Consider the following 18,883-nt stretch of genomic DNA (forward strand, 5'->3'; position numbering starts at 1 on the left):
ACCTGCAGTACAGCAGCAGAACGTGCCGACGTGCTGATCGCCCTGGGCGTCGACACGAGGGGCGGACTAGGAGGTGCGGTGGAAGCGGACGGCCCGGGATGGTCCGGATGGGGTTCTGGTGTCGCTGCCGCAACCGCATGGCGGCACCCCCGATACCAAACACCCACACCGGAACAGAACGCTCCTTGAGGCGTCGTCTCGATTGTTGCTCAAGGAGCAGGAGCTGAGACCGTTCGGTCCAGATGTTCATGGAGCGAGAGCGACGTTGCCAGGCGGTGCAGGGCGGTTCAGGCGCCAGACCACGTCGATCCCGCTGCCAGAGGGAGCTGCGGGCGGTGTTGCCTGTTCACGGCGGACTTCGGTGAAGCCCAACCGGCGCGGTACAGAGGCGCTGGAGGTGTTGGCCAGATCGTGCGCGATTTCCAGGTACTCCACATCCGGCAGGGCAAACATCTCGGTGACCATGGCCGCTGTCGCTCTCGTGGCGATGCCCTGGCCAGTGGCGGCAGGGTGCAGCCAGTACCCCATGCGTCGGCCCCAAGGTTCAGCCCAGCGGTAGGTCTGGCACATGCCGATGAGGGCGCCGTTTTTGACGATGGCGTAGTTGTACACGTCACCGTTTGCCCACTTCGACTCGGACTTCGACAGGAAGTCTCGCGTGCTCTCCTCGCTGTGACGGGCGACCCACGGCTCCCAGGGGCGCAGGTAATCCAAAGACTCCTCGATCAACGTAAATGCCGGAGCGAAATCGCTCTGTCCCCGCCAGCTTCGCAGGACGAAGTCTCGGCACTCGATGATCTGCCTCGGTCGCGCCATGACAGCCATGATTATTAGCAGAACGGCTCTCTGCAACGGGATCCTGAAGAACTGGTGGGCCTTCCACCTTGCAAGACGGCGGTAGCCGATCAGAGCAGCGGCGAGGCCGACGGGCGCCAGGAAGTGTGTCGCCCCAGACGTCCGCCCCCGTCCACCACGTCTGACCGGCCGCCGCACGAGGTCGACCGCTCTTGCTCCACGTGAGCGAGTGCTCGTCCGCAGGCCTGGAGGTGCGGCGGGTTCGACCCATCTGGTGATCAACCGGTTATGGACGATCGCGGATCGGACCTGACCGATCAGTGGCTACTGGACGGCTTCATCCCGGAGCGTCGCCAGGGCATTCGCGATTCGCCCGCACGTACGTCTTGGGCTTCTTCACGCTGTCGCTGACGAGCACGCGCTGCCTGCGGCCCTGGGGAAGGTGGTCATAGGCGGCGGGGGCGGCCGGGTCGGCGCCGGGGCGCGCGGGCGAAGTCCTCGGGCCCGACCACGACACGGGGCCCGGGTTCGAGCCCCAGCCCGACCTCGTCGCCGCTTTCGACGGGCGGCCGCTTACCGTCGCCGAGCGCCTCCGCCACCTCGGGCGGGGCCTCCAGGCCCTTCATGGGCTCCGAGAGTTCCACGGGTTCGGAACTTCATGCTGCGGGCTCCCACGTGAATCCGTCCGGGTCGGTGAAGGCGCCGGCGTCGCTGCCGATCGTGATCCGGTGCGATCCGCTGCCCTCCGGGGGGACACCTGCGACCTTGGCCAGTCCGCGACGCCCGTACAGCGACAGCTTGATGGGACTCGACGTACCGTCGAACTCGACGTACTTGCTGCCGAAGCTCTTCGCCACCGTGAGGCCCCGGTCGACGTAGAACCGTTTGGTCGCAGCCATGTCCGAGACGCCCAGCAGAACAACGACCTCGTCGATCTGTCGGCTGTCCGGGCCGGTGTCCTTCTTCGACGAGCTCGCTACCTGCCAGATCGTCCCGTCCGGGGCCTGAATGACGCCGCCGTAGCCCCACAACGACTTCTTTGCGGGCTTCAGCACCTTGGCGCCGGCGTCCAGGGCGGCGCCGACGAGACCGATGACGATCGAGGGCTGGGAGACCACGAGCGACACTGTGAACCCGCGGAAGCCAGACGACGGCGCCTGCGAGGGCCGCAGGCGCACCTGCTTGTCCAGGCCGAAGGCGTCCGTGTAGAAGCGCTCGGCGGCCGTGGGGTCGCCCACCTCGAGGGTGATGCATTCGATGGAAGTCATGGCTTCACGCTAGCTGCGGCTCGGTGACAAGCGCTTCTCGAATCCTGATCGGTGTCGCCACCTGTTGTACGGCGCACGGCGACTCCCTGTCTCCCTACAGCCGCTTCCCCAGACCGGCTGGGCTGCCACCACATTCGTGCAGCAGGCCATCCACCGGGATCCGGTATCCGGACCCGCCTGGCGGCTCGAGCATGCCAGGCGGACAAGCTCCAGAGCCTCGGTTTCTCGCGTTGGGCGGTTCTCCCAGAGTTCCGCGCCGCCCGCTCATCTCCGGCAAGCGCAGTCCTCCCCGGCGTCAGTTCACGACGGAACGCCTGGTACAGCGGTGTCAGCGAGAGCACACCAGGCGGTATGGATCAACGCCACCCACGCCGAGACTGGCGACGAGGATGAGGCAGCGCGGGAGGGTTCTCAAAGCGCAGATGAGAGTGCACCCCGCGAGACTACGCGCCCCGCGACAACGGGTGCCGACCCAGGCCCCGCCCGTCGGCGAGACCGAGGCGAACGTTGCCTGCGGGGCCGGAAGTCGGTGTCTGCCTGGTTCGCTTTCCGGGCCGGCCGCACTCGGCCACCGGATCCCGTCGATCAGTCTCCTCCGGCCCGCCGCCGGCCTGCCCAACACAGTGACCGGCAGCAACGACTCCAGCACCGCCCACTGCTCGTCAGCGAGATCTCCTCGTCCCGCATCGAGATCATCACCCTGCGCGATGAGGAGCGGGGCCAACTTTCACAGCACAGCCTTGCGGCCTGGCTCGGCATGGGGCTGTCAGTGGCTGCGGCGATTCAGGCGCCAGCCGATCGCCCCGCTCGTGCTTTCGTTGCCTGCAGCTTCGACGGTGAGGGAGAAGACCGCTGGTGCGCTGGTGATGTGTTGGCTGACGACCGTGCCGTCGCATGCGGTGGTGGAGGGCTTCAAGCCGGTCCCTGTGATCTTTACGGTCGTGGGGCCGACGCAGACGACCTGGAGTTTGTAGGCTTTCCCGCGGTCGAGGCTGGTCTGCGTGTGCGCACCGTCAGTCAGTCGTTCGAAAGCCATGGCGACGAAGTTCGGATCGTCATCGGTTGAACCGTCACCGAGCGCCAGGCGTACCTGGGCCTCGTCCGCGCTGCCCGTGGGTCGTGCGGTGGTCGGGGTGCTGGAGTGCACGGGCGGTGCCGGGTCCGCATCGGGTTGGGATGTGCAGCCCGCCACACCGACCGCCATGAAGCAGATGAGTATGCCGGCCGTGCGGTGTGGTCCGGTCACGAGGGAGTCTCCCAGTTCTAGAGGCGGACCGTCATCTCCACCGTCACATCGTCACCCGGTGAGAGGCCCTGCGGCCTGCGCACGGCGTTCTTGAGCGGCAGCAAGTAGACGCCGTCCTTGGGGAAGAGCGACGTCGGGAAGGCGACATCACCGATCCGGGCCTGGACCGGGATGACACCCCAACCGTACGTGGCCATCGCGGCCACCTCGCGGATGTCGGCGGACTGCTCGTCCGGCACGGGGACGAAATAGTACGGCGACGGCCCACGCCATTCGATCACCCGGCTGGCGAAGACGAGCTCCATGAGGCCAGGCCCCTTCCTCGACAACGGCCAAGTCCCGCTCAGCGTACCTCCACGACGCGCCTTCGTTAGGGACGACCAGCAGCACTCATCGACGGGCAGGACAACGCCCTCGTACGGCCAGCCGTGACCCACGAGGGCCTGGCCCGGCCGCCGAGCTGCTTGCCCGTCAGCCTGTCGCACAACCGCCTGGCCTGCGATCTCGCACGAGACCGACGTGGCTCAACAGACGGCGCGTGTCAGGAGATGTGTCGTCGAACTACGGCCGTGCTCGAGGCTCCTGGAGACAACCGCACCTTGGGGACACGGTCGGCGCGGAAGGGGGACCAGATCCGGCAGGCCGGGCAGACCTGGCCGATCAGGAGGGGCACAACCGGTGCAGCACACCGAAGGTTTCGCGGATGGTAGAGGCTGCCCGTCTCCAGGTCGTTGCTGGGTGAGAGCCATGGTGCGAGTCGGCACGACGGTGTGGTCTCCCGCCAGCTCCTGGTATTCCGCGCGGGCGCTGTGGGCGAAGGAGTCCCGGCGGACGTCGGTGACGCTGGCGCGGTTCAGCGCTGCCACCACCCAGGAACGGTCACAGGCTTTGGGTGGCGTGCGACGACCCTCACTCGCACCTGGGGCGACGGCCGCTGTGGATCACTCCGGATGGGCCACCGCGTCCTTCTGCAGTTGCACCGCTGCCAGCAGACTCAGCTTCGGCTCCGCCTCGCGCAGCGCCTTCACCGCTGCGACCGAGGCGATGTCCCCCGTGAAGCCGACAGAGGCGAGCCGGGAGCGGGTCCAACTGGCGCGCATCTGGATCTCGGTGGCAGCGGCTGCCGACTCGACGAGTTCGATGGCGCGTTCCAGACCCGGATGCTCCTCGGGCGACGCCTCTGTCAACGCCCCACGCAGGGACGCCGCGACCGTGTCCGCGTCCCGGATCATCAGTACGAAGTTGTGCTTCGAGTCCTGTCCCTTGATCCATGCCATGCAGGTCATCGTCAATGCCACGCTCTGTTACTGCCAAGGGACTTGAGGATCTTCAGAGGTTCAGCCCGGCCGTGAGGAGCCGGACGGTCATTGGACGCAGACGGCTCCTGGCCGGGCGGGATGACGAAGGCCAGTTGCTGGCAGCGGCTGTTGGCGGCGAGCTGGATCTTGATGGGCAGTCCGCCGCGGGACCGTCCGGGGGCGTGGTCGGCAGGGCCGGTCGGGCCCCATTTGACGGGCCCCAGCGGCGGCTGATGAGCGGGTGTACCTGCAGCGCAGCCGGCCTGCATGTCACCGGCCCGGCGGAGTCACGGCGTACATCGCTCTGCCGTGCTCTCTCCTCGAGGCACCGGACGCAAAGCCTGCCCCGGCCGGCTGACCTTCGGCGACGCGCCCCTCCCGGGGCGCCGGATCCAGGAGCGTGCCCTGGGAGGCGAGCCAGGAGGGTGCCGAACCCCTGTTTCGACGTGCGGTCGAGGGCGAGACCGTAGTCGGAGCGCGGGGGCGGACTGGGATCCTGGCCGTGCTGTGTGTCGCGCGCAACCGACGAACCTCTTCAACCGCATGATCAGCCAGCTCTACAACTGCCTCCAGCACCGCCGACGCTTTGACGAGAGCCTGGCCTTTCCGGCCTCATCAGGAGTCGCAGAAGCCGCTGCCGCATAGACCGGCCAGCCGAGCCGCGCTCAGCAAGGAGTGACTTCGGGGTCGATCGGAGGCAATCCCCAGGGGGCCAGAGTGCCGTTGCAGTACTCGGCGAGGAACTGGACAGCACCGCCGTCGTAGTGCCACCAGCCTCCGTTCCGGGAGGCGATGGTGACGAGCCACTGTTCCGGGCTGTCACCCGTGGTGTTCCAAAGAAACTTATCGCCTTCGTTCGACTCGGCCCACGGCAGGAGACCGCCCGGTGCCGGATGGGGCCGCAGCCCGATCGACATGTCTGCCTCCCACCAGTCCTGAAGGACTCCTTCTAGATCATCACGTATACCGCGAAGGCTGTCATGCTCTCCGCCCGGATCAGGGAGGCCCACGAGCAGAAAGTCCCCGATGGCGAAGGCCTCGTATCTCTCTGCGAGGCGCTTGAAATCGTCTGGCAGGGCAGTGCTCAGGCCGTCTTCGAGCACTGCCCAGTCGATAACGGCACGCTCTGGCCGGCGGTGATCAGTCAGCCCTGAAACAGCGCGCTCAAGTGCCTCGATCGCCTGCTCCGGATGTGTGATGCGCTGCACTGGTGTCTGCGTGCCGATCAGATCGTCAGTCATGGCAGCAGCGTGCCAGACCTGACGGGAGCCACGGCTGTGTCCCCCTTGCCTCAGATGGGCTGCCTCGCCTGAACCGGGCCCTCCGGGGTGTCTCTGGCCTCGGGTGGGCGGGCCCGGATTGTCTCCCCTTCACTCAGGGATGACCAGACCACGGTCACGCAGCTGCGGCAGACACATCTCCAGGCATGCCTGCACCGAGGCCGCATCAGTACGCACGAGCAGGTCCTCATGGATGGGGGCACCGCTTGCGACGAAGGTCCATGGCCTGACTCCGTCACGCATGCGTTCCGCATCAGCCTTGAACAACACCGTGACGCCCTGCTTGGCCAGCGCCTCCATGACACGCACCACGTCGACCAACGTTCCACCCCACACGTTCGAATTGGCAGGTCACGCTACACGGGCCAAGGGTCCCCTACTTGACGGCACAGCAACGTGAGGTGTCTACGTTGGCATCTGATCCGGCCATCCACGTGCCAGGGCGAGGCGGCCTGCCCTGAGGGCTTCGCGTTGGTCGGCGATCCATTGTTCGACTTGGCCGATGGAGTCCGTGATGGATTGGTCCGTGGTGTCGAGCAGGTGGGTGGACCATCGCCGGTCGTCGGTCGTCCACCCGGTCCAGCGGCGCCATGCCATCTCGGGCCCGCTGTTGTCTGTGATGACGTCGGGCCGGTATCGGGGATCTTCGGCGTGCTTGCGGTGCCAGGCTGCCCAGCCGAGGAAGGCGTCGACCGCCGGGGCGTCCCAGCGGCCCGGGTAGCGCATGGTGAGCCTGCCGCGCCGGAGCTCGTCGGACACGTCGACCAGACATACCGCGATTCCCTCCAGCAACGGGGCGGAGGGGCTGGCCAGGACCTCTCCCAGCGGGGACTGCCCGGTCAGCAGGAGGTCGACTCCACGGTCCTGGTACTCCAGCGCACGACGCACCCACATCTCGGTCATGCGGTTGCGCCACCGGCGATCGGCGCCCTCCGGTACGCCGAGCTCGTCGAAGTCGTGCACGGCGAGTCGCCCCACCCGCTCGCCCACGGAGTAAGCGAGCGTGGTCTTGCCCGAACAGCTGGAGCCGGTCAGTTTGAGCAGCATCTCACCAGGGTGCCAGGTCCGTGGTGGTGTCCTCTCGAGGTTTTCGCAGCCCATCGGTGTGGGGCGGCTTGGCAGTGCTCGAGGACGACGTCATCTCGCCCTGTCACCCGAGATCATCCCCCTGGTCTCTGCTGAGTTTCGCTGACCGGTGACACGGTCAACGGGAGGAGTCCGCGAGGGTGTCATCGATCCAGTCGAGGATGACTGTTTCGGCGAGAGCGCGGTTCTGCTGTTCCTGGTGGTCTCCGGCGCCGTCGGCCGCAGTGAACTTCCGGACGGTGGTGGGGGCTTTGAGGCGGGAGAGGGTGGCCTCGGCGTTGCGGGCGAGGGGGTCGGCGTCGGCCATGGTTCCGAGTACGGGAACGCGGATGTTGTCGCTGTGTCCTTCCAGGGTGAACGGGACGATTTTCCGGAAGTAGTCGCGCAGGTCGTGGGCGCCATTGACCCAGAACCCGCGGTCGACCAGGCCCCATTTCAAGCGGGGGTTCGTCTCGATGGCTGCCTGCATCGCGGCCAGGTCAGCGTCTGAGACCTCCGGGAGGCGCTGCAGTGCCTCGGACGTGACGCCGAGCGCCGAGGCCGAAGGCATGTTGGACAGCATCGACCACACGGGAGGGTCCAACACGATCGCGGCGAGACGGGGCTCGCCCGCCGCTGCCCGCAAGGCCAGGTGGCCGCCGAGGCTCCACCCCTGCAGGACGACTCTGGTGGGGTCCACGTCGGGGCGGGCGACCACGGCGTCGACCACGGGTCGGATGACCCTCTCCCAGTCCGGGATCAGGGGCAACCCGTCGCAGATCAACGGTGCCCCCTGGCCGGGGCCGTCCACGAGAACCACGTGGTAGCCCCGCGCGATCGCGAACGCGCCCATGGCGAAGTACATGTCCGGCACCGCAGCGTCGTAGCCGTTGTTCATGACCACGACCGGGCGACGGGCGGTCGATGTACCCGCACCGGGCAGAAACACCACCGTCATCCTATGGCCGTCGAGGGAGACATCGAGTGGCTCCGCGGGCCGGTCGCTCAGGGCCATCGCCTTGCCGAACGAGCCCAACTGGGTGTTGAAGGCGGTCACGAGGCGGGGATCGACCGGCTTCCCGTACAGCGGACGGTAGCTCACCCCGGCGTAGACCGTGGCTCGCAAATAGTGATAGCGAGCGGTGTCCCTCTTTCCCTGACGCTCGGCGTCCCTGGCGTACCCCGCATAGCGGGTCGCGGCACCGTACCAGGCGTCGTAGAACGCCCCGTCGTCGTCGCCCCTCATGTCATTCGCGATGGCGAGAATCTGCCCGACGTCAGCGCCCTCGCCCACGTACTCCAGCGCCCAACGCGCCGAATCGTTCTGGATCGCACCCGGGAACAAATCAAGCGTGCGCCCGTTGCCCTGCCCGTCGACCGTGACTCCCTCCGTTGCCGCAGTCCCGGCCGCACCCGTCGGGCCCGCAGCGTCACCCTGTCTCGCCTGGCTGGTCATACCACCAGCGTCACCCCCGGCCGGCCCGCCGCCAACGCTGCCACGCTATGACCCACCTGAATTCATACATAGTACGTAAGGCCACATCGCGTAACAGGAGCTGCGGACAGGTCTCCCGCATGCAGCCCCCCGCAGGGTCAGGCTCTTCTGCTTGTCCGCGCTTCGAGGCCTCGGTCTGGAGACGGTCGCTGTCCATGGACGTGCGCTCGCAGTCCTCGCAGAGCGTCGGGTGCGGCTCGGCATCCCTGTCCCACCCTCGGGCCTGGCTGACCGTTCCAGGAGCCGCCGATGTGCACCGCGGCGCGCATCCCGTTCGCCTGTGCGGTTGGCGCGGGTGCCGCCGGCGAACCGAGTTCCGCGCCGCGCGCGTGACTGCGGTCATGGAGCACATCGTCAGCTGGCACGCTGGTCTTCTCGCACGCCGCGGGCTGTCTCCAGCACCTGCCGCCAAGACGTCACATCGGGCCTGCGGCGCAACAGTGCCCGCCGTTCCCGCTCGGTCATGCCGCCCCACACGCCGAACTCGATACGGTTGTCGAGAGCTTCGGCCAGGCACTCGGTCTGCACCGGACACCCCAGGCATACGGCCTTGGCGCGCCTTTGCCCCTCAGCGTCGGCGAACAGCTCCTCCGGGTCGCTACTCCCGCAGGCCGCGTCCTGACTCCATCGGCCGGTCAACGCCACTGTTTCCCCCTCCCCCACTGAGGCTCCGCCACGACACACATGAGCCTATGCCACTGTGGGAACACCTCAACGACGAGACACCGTTCGCGGGCACCCAGCTCTGCTGCCAGGTCACATCGGTGACACAACCCAATGAGCTGCTCACCGCAGGCCGCCACGCCAGCGTGCCCGCGCCCTGTCGCAGAAAACGACCGCGACACACCGGTGAGGCAACTCCTCAACACACCGTGCCACCCCCGACGGGTGCACTCGGGGGAGGCGCCGCGCAGGTGTTTGTTCGTGCGTCGCATTCGGCACCAACTCCTCGGGTATGGGAGCGCAGTTGCCGTGGCGGACGAGCCGGAAGCATGCAGAGCGTGTATGCGGAGTGGAACGCGTCGTTGAGGATCCGGTCCTGGCGCGGGCCGTCCAGGGTCCCTTCCTGGGGTGTGTCGTCAAGGCTCGTCGATCAGCTCGATCGCGCGGATCACTGCGGCGAGCGCGTCGGGACGGCTCGTGCGGTGGTGAACATCGAGGCAGGTGTCTGCGAGCTTGATGACATGTTCGTCCTGGTGACGGACAGCCAGGGCGAACACCTCGTCCGCCGACTCGGGGGCGGTGGGGAGGCTGTGCGGGGCTGCGGGTGTGGCGGGGGCGTAGGCCGCGGTCACCGCCGCGCTGGCGGCCCAGGCCGCGTGCAGGCTCATGACCCACTGGCTGGCGGGGAGTGCAGGCAGGGTGCGGAGGACGGCCATGGGTGCGGTCACGGCGTGAACCAGCATGACGGCCGAGCCGTGCGCACTCGGGAAGTAGTGCACGGCGGCGGCGGACGTCAGATCGGCCAGTAGGTCCCGGGCCTGCTCGGCGTCTGTGGGTGGTCTAAGCGAGGCCAGGGCATTCGGCCAACTGGGCAGTTCGGTGAGCTGGTCGAGTCGATGGTTGATGCCCGCGTTCTGGTCGAGGACGCGCGGAACGCCGGCGATGGCGGACGCCGGGTCAGCGGTTCCGGAGGGGATGACGAACGGGACTTGCTGCCAGCGCGCCGCCCAGTAGCCGAGGGCTTGGCCCAACTCGGCCAAGCGCGGCCCGTCCTGGCGGTCCAGCAGAGCATGGACCGCGTGACCAGTACGGATCACTCCGTGGGTGGCGCCGGCCGCGATGCCGGGCAGGAGCCGTGGCCACCAGGTTTCCAGCACGGCACGCCAGGGTTGTTCGGTCACCTCGCGTTCGAAGAACGCAAGCCAGTCGCCGAGACGATGAGGGTCCCCAAGCGCCGCGCGCCATCCGTCGGCGGTGATGGGCGAGGTGCCGCGTGGCAGATCGTCCAGCCGACGCATGTAGCGGTCCAACCAGCGATGAACCTCGCGCGTGTGTCCGCGCCTGACCATGGATTCAACCGCCATGGGACCATGATTTGTCAGCCAGCCTTCGAACTCCGGTCCCGTCCGGTGCAACCTCTCGTAAGCCTCGTCGAGCGTGCCGTCGATGTTCATGAGACCTGACGCTAACCGCGCGCTGATGTGCCGCCATCAGCCCAAGGACCGAGGCGTGCCCCTTCATCGGGCTTAGCACTCCGGCCGTAGTCGTCCATTCCGGCGGATCAACAGCCTGCGAGCCGGGAGTGCAGCGAGGTCGGAGTGGGTGCGGGACGGTGTTCGCCGGGCTGCCTCGGGGACGCGGTCCCCGCCGCATGTAACAGCGGCCCGATGCCTGATGACGGCGACGCCGGCGGGGACCATGTCATGGCATGGGGGCGGCAGCTCGATCACGACCGGCCTCCGGTGGTGGGGACTGTGCATCTTCGGTGTGTTCGCGCAGGCAGACGCGGTGCTGGTGGGAGATCCTCTCCACCGTCGCCGCGAGGTTGTGCGGGAGATGCCTGCGATCCGCGACCTCGATGGCCACGGGCTGTGTTGCGGATCGCCTGGAGTACGCGCTGGCGCTGGATTCCTCAAAGGGCGTCCGCATATCGGCGCTTGGGCGTCGGGGGGGGGGAGGCCGTGTCTTCCGGTGGCGCGGCGACACCGGATCACCTCCGGTATCCGGTGTCGCCGCACGGTCCGGCTAGAGCTTTGCGATGTCCTTGTGGATCACTTCGATCCCGCCGTCGTGGTAGGCGGCCAGGCGGACCTTGAGCTGATGGCCCTTGGGTGCCTTGATGATCCGGTTGAGCGTCTCCCCCATGCTGCCGCCGTAACACGGGGGCTCGGAGTTGAGGGCGGCCCAACCGTCCCCCACGTCCTTCGGGTCGTTCCATTCCACCCAGACGCAGTCGCGCTCGCTGGAGAAGGCCTCCAGCGAGATGATCTTGACCGAGTTCACCGCGCCGTCGACGTGCTCGTAGGTCACAGTCGCGGAACTGTGGTGGAGGCCGGCACCGGCGTCCAGGTTGACCATGCTGACCAGGGTGTCGGCAGCGGCCGGAGCCGTTCCTCCCGCTACCGTCGCGACCACGACCGCGACGGTGACAGACAGGGCAGGTAAGCGCATGATTCGTCTCCACGAGGCTAGTTGAGGAAGTCTCACCTTGTGAGATTGACTTCCGCGGGAACGCGAAGTCCTCGGCTCCACCGTCACGTCACACGACGAGAGCCTCGGAATTTCACGCCTCCCAGAACGCCCTCACGCTTTCGCAGAGCAACGTCCGGGCGCATCGGTGAAACCACCTACTTCACCTACGTAAGCGCACGTTGACCTCGGCATTTCATGGCGGTCCGTCGGGTGTTCGGCGGGCCGTTTCGGCTGTTCAGGCCGAGTGTGGGCAGGTCTGGGGAGCCGGCTGACGCGCGATGGGCAGGTCGACCGTGCCGATCCAGTGCCGCTCCGTGGACGGCACGACGTCGCCGTGGATCTCGACGCGATGTTGCATTGGCCTGGCGTGCGCAGAAATACCCCGAGGCCCTCTGTGACACCGGAGCGGGTGATCGCCCGCCGTGGGGCGGCCGCCGGAGACCGTTGGAACAACCACGGCGCCGCGCGCGGACGGTGCGCAATCCCTACTGGCCGGAAACATCACGATTTGGCTGAGACCACACCCATCCATAAGCGACTGCTTAGCATGGCGATCCCCGGGAAATGCGTCGGCGCGCCTTCCACGCCCTGCGCCCGAACGGGGGGGAGGAACTTCACCGCGCCGGTGGCTCACACCTGGCGGCTCGCGCGGTGCTCCCGCACGCCCCGTCCACGTGGAGGGTCCATGTCCGACAGTCCCGCCCCCGGCAGCGTCCGGCCTCGCGGCCGTGACGCGGCCATCAGCACTCCGCTGCCCTGCGGCGGCGCGGACCCTTCACCTCCCGAGCTCTTCGTCCGCGCATGCCGGCGCCTGCTCGGACTCGGCACGGAGCTCACGGACTCGGTCGTGGAGAGGATCCGTGCCGAAGTGCCGTACTACGCCGACCCGGTACTCGCTCCGCCCGACGTACGCAGCACCGTGGCCTCCGGCATCCGCCACGCGTTGGAGGCCGGGGTCGATCCGAGCAGAATCGTGGACGTCGAGCGGTACACCAGAGAGCTGGGCATACGCCGGGCGGAGCAGGGCCGCCCCCTCGACGAGGTGCTGCACGCCTTCCGTGTCGCCGGCTCCGAGGTCTGGAGCGGGATCATCGGCGTGGCCGAGCGGGACGGGCTGGACACTCGCCGGCTGGTACACGTCGCCGAACTGGTGTGGAAGACCAACGACCGCGACGCCGTCCTGGTCGCCGACGCCTACCGGCAGGTGGTCGAAGGCGTGGCCAGCCGGCACTCCGAACGCGTCCGTCTGATACTCGCCGCGTTGCTGGAGACACGCAGCGAACCCGAGTTCACCCGGAACGCGGCGGCAATCCTCGATCTGCCGCTCGACGGACGCTTCGCAGTGGCTTTGGTGGGCGCCACACCGCCGTACGGCCACATGCCCCGGACCACTCCCGAGGTCGGCGGCATCCGGATCCTGCGGCAGGAGTGCGGACAGCGCAATGTACTCGTGGCCCACCTGGGCGACCGCCCACTGGACGTGCTCGCCTCCGGCCTGGACGCGGGTCCGGGGCTCCGTATCGGGATCAGTCCGGTCGTCCAGGGTCTGGAGGGCCTCGCACGGGCGCGCGACATGGCCGCACTCGCCCTTCGCACCTGCCGACGCGACGGTGAGATCGCCCGGCTCGACTCCCGCCTGCCGGAAGGTCTGCTCATCTCACGGCCTGATCTGTCCGCCGAGCTCGCCCACGGGGTGCTGCGGCCCGTCTACGACCTGGAACCCGCCGACCGCGAAACGCTGTTGGACACCGTCGACGTCTGGATCGAGAACGGCGGCTCCGCCGTCCAGGCTGCCCGGCGTATGCTCTGCCACCGCAACACCGTGCTGAACCGTCTGCGCCGCTTCGAGCAGATGACCGGCCTCGCACTCGCCCGCCCTCGCGACCTGGTGCGACTCACCCTCGCGCTCGACGCCCACCGCCTGCTCGGACCCGCTGTCGCATTCGGCACCGACGACGGACCCCGTCGCCCGTCACCTGCCTGACCCCTCCTGACCCCTGGGCGGCCGACCATCGCCTGTTGGCCCGGGGCCGGGACCGCGGCCCTCCACGTCCGCCGACGGTCGCGCGAATGGGCATCAGCACAGTCACCCCGTGCCGGGCATTGGGAGCGGACAACGACACGTGCACAGCGCCTGGACGGGCCGGGCGCAGCGGTGCTCTGGTGAGCCTCGTTCGGAGGCGATCCGCCCGCATCCATGCCCGCCCAGGAGACCGCTATGGCCCACCAGCACGCAGCGCGGCCTCGGGCTTCCGGCAGTGTCGGACGGCTCCCGAAGTCCGTACCGTCGCCTTCGTGGACAGCACAACGATCAACAGTGGGACGGCGACCGGGACACCTGTTCTGCGACGGGCACTTGATCCAGGGACCATGCTGACAGCGGTCGCTGCGGTGGCCGCCGGCCTGTGCATGGTGAACCTGTGGTGGGCTTTCCCGGCTGCCATCGCCTCGTTCCTGGCAGGGCGGCGGCCTGGAAGGACCGCACCGACAGCGCTCGCGCTGGTCGCGATTCTCGCCGCCGGCGTGGTGGCGCTCTCCGTCGTGCCTGCTTGGCTCCTCCTGGCCAGCCGGTTTGTGACCGTGGTGGTTGTCGCCACGATGCTGCCCTGGTTCGCGGGCCGGTTCTGGTGCCAGTATCAGCAGCTTGTCCGGGCCGGGTGGGAGCGTGCCGAGCAACTGCAACGCGAGCAGCGGCTGATCGCTGATCACGCCCGGCTGCGCGAGCGGGCGCGTATCGCCCAGGACATGCATGACGTACTCGGCCATGACCTCAGCCTGATCGCCCTGTCGGCCGGCGCTCTCAAACTCGCGCCGGGCCTTGAAGAACACCATCGAAGCGCCGCAGGCGACATCAGGGCCAGAGCTGCGGCCGCTGTGGAGCGTCTCGGCGAGGTGATCGGCATCCTGCGGGAGGAGGAGACCGACGACACTCCGATGGGCCCCAGCGGCTCCAGCCTCACAGGCCTGACCTCCGAGGCTTCCACGGCCGGGCTCGCGGTGGAGTTGCGCATCGATGGCACCGCAGACGACCTGCCGTCGGTGGTCGAACAGGCGGCTCACCGGGTCGTGCAGGAAGCGCTGACCAACGTCGCCAAGCACGCACCTGGCGCAGCAGCCACTGTGCACGTGACGCATACGGAAACAGAAACACGTGTCGTGGTGGAGAACGGCCCGCCTTCGTCCGCCGCCATCCGGCGCCCCCGGCACCGGAGCGGGGGGCGTGGCCTGATCGGCCTCGAGGAACGCACGCGGCTGGCCGGCGGTTCGTTCGACCACGGGCCACGCAACGGAGGTTACGCAGTCGTCGCGCGGATCCCGCACACATCCCCGCCACCGCCGCTCGCTCCTGCGGCCTTTCGCGGTGCCGAGTTGCCGCAGGAACATCGCCGTGCTCGACGCCGCGTCGGCTGGGCCCTGGTCGCCGCGGTCATGGTGCCCCTGGTGACGGGAGCGTTGCTGAGCGGAGCGCTCATGGGGTGGGAGATGCTGTCGGCGTCACAGTCGGTCTTGGACCCGGGCGACTATGCCCGCCTGTACGTGGGGCAAGATCGTTCCGAGGTGGAGCATTTCTTGCCGGACCGGCAGGCGAACTACCGACCGCTGACCCCCGAGCCGACAGGAGAGGGCATAACGTGCGAGTACTACGCGATGACGGCCGACCGGTTCGACGACCGGTCCGGGGACGCCTACCGGCTCTGCTTCCGGGAGGACACCCTGGTGTCCCTGGACACACTCACCTCGTGAGTGATCGATGATCCGGGTGCTGATCGCCGACGACGAGCCGATGATCCGCGCGGGGGTGCGTGCCGTTCTCGCCACCGCTCCGGACATCGAAGTCGTCGCCGAGGCCGTCGACGGGCAGAACGCCGTGGAACTGGTCCGGCGCCACCGTCCCACGGTGGCCGTACTCGACATCCGCATGCCGGGGATCAGCGGCATCGACGCGGCGGCGGAGATCCGCAGCACAGTGCCGGGCACGAGCATCGTCATGCTGACGACCTTCGGTGAGGACGACTACATCCTTCAGGCACTCGGCGGTGGTGCAGCAGGCTTCCTGGTCAAGTCGGGCGAACCCGAGGAATTGATCGCGGGAGTCCGCGCGGTTGCCGAAGGCGCCGCCTACCTGTCACCGAAAGTCGCGGCCCGGGTCGTCGCACACTTCGCCGCGACGGGTGCGGGCGCCCTGGCCGGTCGGCGCTCCGCCGCCCGTGACCGGGTCGCCGCCCTCACGGCCCGGGAACGGGAGGTACTCGCCTTTCTCGGGAGCGGCCTGTCCAACGGGCAGATCGCCCGGCGGCTGCATGTGGTGGAGGGAACGGTCAAAGCCCACGTGAGTTCCATCCTGGCGAGGCTGGAAGTGGACAACCGGGCTGCTGCCGCGGTCGTGGCCCACGAGGCTGGGATCGTCCCTCCGCCTCCTCAGCCGTGATACCCCCCACTGAGCAAGTGGCATGAACGCGAGCAGCACGGCGACCACCACAGCGCTGCCGAGCATCGCGCCGGCGAGGACATCGTGCGGGTAATGGACCCCCACCATCACGCGCAGCAGCGCAGCGGCCCCGGCCAGCGGCAGCGTGAGCGCAGCGAGGCGAGGCCACATCACGGCCAGACCGACCGCCAGCCCGGCGGCCAAGGTGGAGTGGTTGCTCGGGAACGACCAGTCCCCCGCTCCGGGGCATTCCGCGACAAGGCCCGCCCCTGCGCGTATCGCACGGCAAGGCCGCTGCTCGTCCACTACCAGCTTCACCGCTTCGCTCACTGCATAGGCTGCGACGGTGCCGAGGCCAGTCAGTACGGATCCGGCGACCCTTCGTGTGTCATGGCGACGGATCGCTGTCCACCACATCCAGACCAGCGACATCCCCAAGATCACAAGAGTGCCCTCGGTTGCCACCTCCAGGAGAGGGCCCATCCACGAGGGTGCGTCCGCCACCGCCCCGGTCACCGCACGGTACGCGGACGCCGAAGCTCCACTCGTGACCTCGACCGCACCAGCCTCGCCCAGCCCCCCGGGGGACAGCCAAACGACGACTCCTGCCCCCGCACCCAGGGCGCCCAAGGCGCCGAGCACTCGACCGGTCCAGGTCTTCTTTCGCGATTCTCGTTCCATGAGGCCTGAACGTAGAAGCGGGAACAGCCGAAAACCCGGGCCGAACGGCAACACCGGACCCCGACGATCGTCAGGGTTGACAGCTCAGGGGACCTTCGGGCCGCGTCACCGGGCGCACGTCCTCACGGTCAACAACCTCGTTCTCTGAAGATCGCCCTGCGGGGCCGCCCGGGTGCCGCAGGGATCGTCAAGAACCCCCACACCTCCGGTAGTACCTCCGGTGCAACCGTGGATCCCCCAGTACAGACAACTGTGCAGGCAACTCGGGTGCAACCCTCTTCCGGCAGCGGCGTCGGCGGGCTTGGACACCCGTCACAGGACGGCCTCACTCTCGTCGTCGCTGGGGTCAGACCAATGGGGGTGTCTCTGTTTCGGGCGCCGGTGACGTCGATTCCGGAACGCCGTCTCGGTCCGGTCCGACGCCGCGAGCAGCAAAGGACGACCCGCCGGCACGGCCCCGTTGCCGCCTGAAGGCCGGGACAGCCAACAGGGCGAAGCCAAGGGCCGCTGCGATGAGATGGCCGACTGTGGTGAAGTCCGGCAGCGGCCCGGTCCAGACGGCGCCGCCGAGGGGCCAGGCGAGCACGAAGACCGCCCAGGGAATGCGGCCCTGACGCGGCAGGGCGAGTGTGCCCACCGCCAGCAGGGTCTGGGCGCCGTAACTGACCCCGTAGTCCGAGGCATGTCGCACGGCTGCTGGGTACCAGCCGTTGTCCAGTGCGATGGTGACGACGGCAGCGGTGAGCAAGGTGGCTGCGACATGCCCGCCGAGGAACAGGGCCACGGCGCGCAGCGTTCCCCACCGGTGCTCCGCCCAGGCCAGGAAGCAGCAGACACCGAGGCCCAGGGTGATCAAGGTACCCACGAAGTCGAGCGAGGTGACATCCGTGAGCGTGCCGTCGAAGAACAGCACGCTGCCGAGCAGCGCGGTGACCGGATGGTCCTGCAGGTTGTCCAGGTTGGTGCTGACGTAGCCCAACAGGGTGGCTGCTCGGTCGGCGGACAACCCGTTGCCGACCCAGGCGTGGCCGACCAGGAGCAGGCAGACATAGGCGAGGGTCAGCGGCGCACGGCGCGGATACCCCCGGAGAGCGCGCAGCAGTCCGTCCAGAGGGCCCCACAGGGACTGAGAGTTCATGCCGTGACATTGTCCAGGTCGATCAGAGGCGAGGACCGGCGGGGTGCCTGCAGTCATTTCGGTCCGGGCGCCCATTCGACAGTGGCCCCTATGCCCGCCATGTCACGGGCGTGCCTGACGAGTTCGGTAGCCCGCGGCCGCCTCGCCGGTCGCCCAGGCCCGACGTGCGCCCTCGGCAGCGGCATGCTTCACGGCCATCCGCGGTGGTGCAATTGACCTTCCGGCCCACTGAGTTGGCGTCGGCTGTCGATGGGGCCGGGGACCGTTGCAGGTCCGATGCGTCGATCCAGCAAATGGTCGCCACTCGATCCGAAACCTTTTCGGCTGCTTCGGCTGCCAGCAAGGCCCAGTCCCGGCAGCCGGCCTCGATCCGAGCCCAAGGCAGCGGCGGTCAATTCCCCAGTCGATGCCCGGACCATGGCCTCCGAAGGCCCCGCCACCGGGCTTGAGGTGCCCTACCTGGACATGGAGCATCGCCGCCAGCTGCCTGCTGCTCGCGCCGGTTCAACCGGCACGAGCAGCAGGGGCGGCGAGGTCGCATCACGCGACGGCGGTCCCCTCGAGCTCGACCATCTGGCCGGGTATCGCCAGTCGCGTCACCCCGAGCATCGTGGAGGCCGGCGCCACCCCGGCGGCACCCAACCGCGCCGCCAGCACGCCGTAGTGCTGGAGAAGCAGATCGACGTCGGTCGTGTAGACGTTGAGCCGGACGAGGTTCGCGAGAGACATGCCGGCCTCGCCGAGCACGGCCTGCACGTTGTCGATGCTCAGCGTCAACTGCCCCGCCATGTCACCGTCATGCTGGGGCTTGCCGTCGCCGCTCATCGCGGTCTGCCCCGAGGTGTACAGGGTCCGTGTGTGCCCGGAGACGACCTCACCCTGGTTGAATCCCATCTCCACCGACCACGTAACCGGGTTGACCGCCATTCGTTCCACTGCCACATCAGCTCCATTCGATTCATCGGTAGTGCGTACGTCCATCGGCGCGGTAGCCGCCGGTTTTGACGTCGCGTCAACGAGCCTCCCAACAAATCACGACACCCTCAGTCATGT

At 68.2% G+C, this 18,883-nt stretch carries 18 protein-coding genes and 1 pseudogene; 3 read left to right on the forward strand and 16 right to left on the reverse strand.

Going from position 1 to position 18,883, the window contains the following annotated elements:
• Positions 1-246 precede the first annotated feature (246 nt).
• From AC068D_RS28545 to AC068D_RS28605, 13 genes are all read right to left on the reverse strand, one after another.
• Positions 247-825: a GNAT family N-acetyltransferase gene (locus AC068D_RS28545; RefSeq protein WP_478825967.1), complete on the reverse strand. Its 579-nt coding sequence runs from the start codon at positions 823-825 to the stop codon at positions 247-249.
• A 416-nt stretch (positions 826-1,241) separates the two neighbouring features.
• A complete protein-coding gene (locus tag AC068D_RS28550; protein ID WP_478825968.1) occupies positions 1,242-1,439 on the reverse strand; it encodes a hypothetical protein in 198 nt (65 codons plus the stop codon).
• A gap of 12 nt (positions 1,440-1,451) precedes the next feature.
• Positions 1,452-2,063, reverse strand: a complete 612-nt coding sequence (locus AC068D_RS28555) for a VOC family protein (protein ID WP_478825969.1) — start codon at positions 2,061-2,063, stop codon at positions 1,452-1,454.
• Between the two features lie 766 nt (positions 2,064-2,829).
• Positions 2,830-3,309, reverse strand: coding sequence for a hypothetical protein (locus AC068D_RS28560; RefSeq protein ID WP_478825970.1), 480 nt, complete (start codon positions 3,307-3,309; stop codon positions 2,830-2,832).
• Between the two features lie 17 nt (positions 3,310-3,326).
• Positions 3,327-3,614: a DUF1905 domain-containing protein gene (locus AC068D_RS28565; protein WP_478825971.1), complete on the reverse strand. Its 288-nt coding sequence runs from the start codon at positions 3,612-3,614 to the stop codon at positions 3,327-3,329.
• Positions 3,615-4,250: 636 nt separating this feature from the next.
• Complete coding sequence (locus AC068D_RS28570; RefSeq protein WP_478825972.1) at positions 4,251-4,586, reverse strand: hypothetical protein; 336 nt, start codon at positions 4,584-4,586, stop codon at positions 4,251-4,253.
• 686 nt (positions 4,587-5,272) lie between these two features.
• Positions 5,273-5,848 carry an SMI1/KNR4 family protein gene (locus tag AC068D_RS28575; RefSeq protein WP_478825973.1) on the reverse strand — a complete coding sequence of 192 codons (576 nt, stop codon included), beginning with the start codon at positions 5,846-5,848 and terminating at the stop codon, positions 5,273-5,275.
• A 129-nt stretch (positions 5,849-5,977) separates the two neighbouring features.
• Positions 5,978-6,199 carry a hypothetical protein gene (locus tag AC068D_RS28580; RefSeq protein WP_478825974.1) on the reverse strand — a complete coding sequence of 74 codons (222 nt, stop codon included), beginning with the start codon at positions 6,197-6,199 and terminating at the stop codon, positions 5,978-5,980.
• Positions 6,200-6,292: 93 nt separating this feature from the next.
• Positions 6,293-6,934 (reverse strand): hypothetical protein, encoded by a 642-nt coding sequence (locus AC068D_RS28585; RefSeq protein WP_478825975.1) that lies wholly within the window; start codon positions 6,932-6,934, stop codon positions 6,293-6,295.
• A 157-nt stretch (positions 6,935-7,091) separates the two neighbouring features.
• Positions 7,092-8,408, reverse strand: a complete 1,317-nt coding sequence (locus AC068D_RS28590; protein ID WP_478825976.1) for an alpha/beta hydrolase family protein — start codon at positions 8,406-8,408, stop codon at positions 7,092-7,094.
• 393 nt (positions 8,409-8,801) lie between these two features.
• Entirely contained in the window at positions 8,802-9,092 is a 291-nt protein-coding gene (locus tag AC068D_RS28595; protein WP_478825977.1) for a WhiB family transcriptional regulator, read from the reverse strand.
• Between the two features lie 434 nt (positions 9,093-9,526).
• Positions 9,527-10,564, reverse strand: coding sequence for a questin oxidase family protein (locus AC068D_RS28600; RefSeq protein WP_478825978.1), 1,038 nt, complete (start codon positions 10,562-10,564; stop codon positions 9,527-9,529).
• A 571-nt stretch (positions 10,565-11,135) separates the two neighbouring features.
• Entirely contained in the window at positions 11,136-11,561 is a 426-nt protein-coding gene (locus AC068D_RS28605) for a hypothetical protein (protein ID WP_478825979.1), read from the reverse strand.
• A 706-nt stretch (positions 11,562-12,267) separates the two neighbouring features.
• On the opposite strand from AC068D_RS28605, the gene AC068D_RS28610 reads away from it, so the two are divergent.
• The 3 genes from AC068D_RS28610 to AC068D_RS28620 all read left to right on the forward strand — a co-directional run bounded on the left by AC068D_RS28610 (position 12,268) and on the right by AC068D_RS28620 (position 16,011).
• Positions 12,268-13,566 (forward strand): PucR family transcriptional regulator, encoded by a 1,299-nt coding sequence (locus tag AC068D_RS28610; protein ID WP_478825980.1) that lies wholly within the window; start codon positions 12,268-12,270, stop codon positions 13,564-13,566.
• A gap of 386 nt (positions 13,567-13,952) precedes the next feature.
• Complete coding sequence (locus AC068D_RS28615) at positions 13,953-15,326, forward strand: sensor histidine kinase (protein WP_478825981.1); 1,374 nt, start codon at positions 13,953-13,955, stop codon at positions 15,324-15,326.
• A 7-nt stretch (positions 15,327-15,333) separates the two neighbouring features.
• Complete coding sequence (locus AC068D_RS28620; RefSeq protein ID WP_478825982.1) at positions 15,334-16,011, forward strand: response regulator; 678 nt, start codon at positions 15,334-15,336, stop codon at positions 16,009-16,011.
• Here AC068D_RS28620 and AC068D_RS28625 read toward each other — a convergent pair.
• The 3 genes and pseudogenes from AC068D_RS28625 to AC068D_RS28635 form a co-directional block, all read right to left on the reverse strand.
• Positions 15,994-16,692 (reverse strand): annotated as a pseudogene (locus AC068D_RS28625) (phosphatase PAP2 family protein); the annotation flags it as partial. The gene AC068D_RS28620 and the pseudogene AC068D_RS28625 sit on opposite strands and share 18 nt — an antisense overlap.
• A 346-nt stretch (positions 16,693-17,038) precedes the next feature.
• Complete coding sequence (locus AC068D_RS28630; RefSeq protein WP_478825983.1) at positions 17,039-17,830, reverse strand: rhomboid-like protein; 792 nt, start codon at positions 17,828-17,830, stop codon at positions 17,039-17,041.
• A 540-nt stretch (positions 17,831-18,370) separates the two neighbouring features.
• Positions 18,371-18,766: a RidA family protein gene (locus AC068D_RS28635; RefSeq protein ID WP_478826128.1), complete on the reverse strand. Its 396-nt coding sequence runs from the start codon at positions 18,764-18,766 to the stop codon at positions 18,371-18,373.
• Positions 18,767-18,883 lie beyond the last annotated feature (117 nt).

Source organism: Streptomyces sp. NPDC043861, from assembly GCF_056435905.1.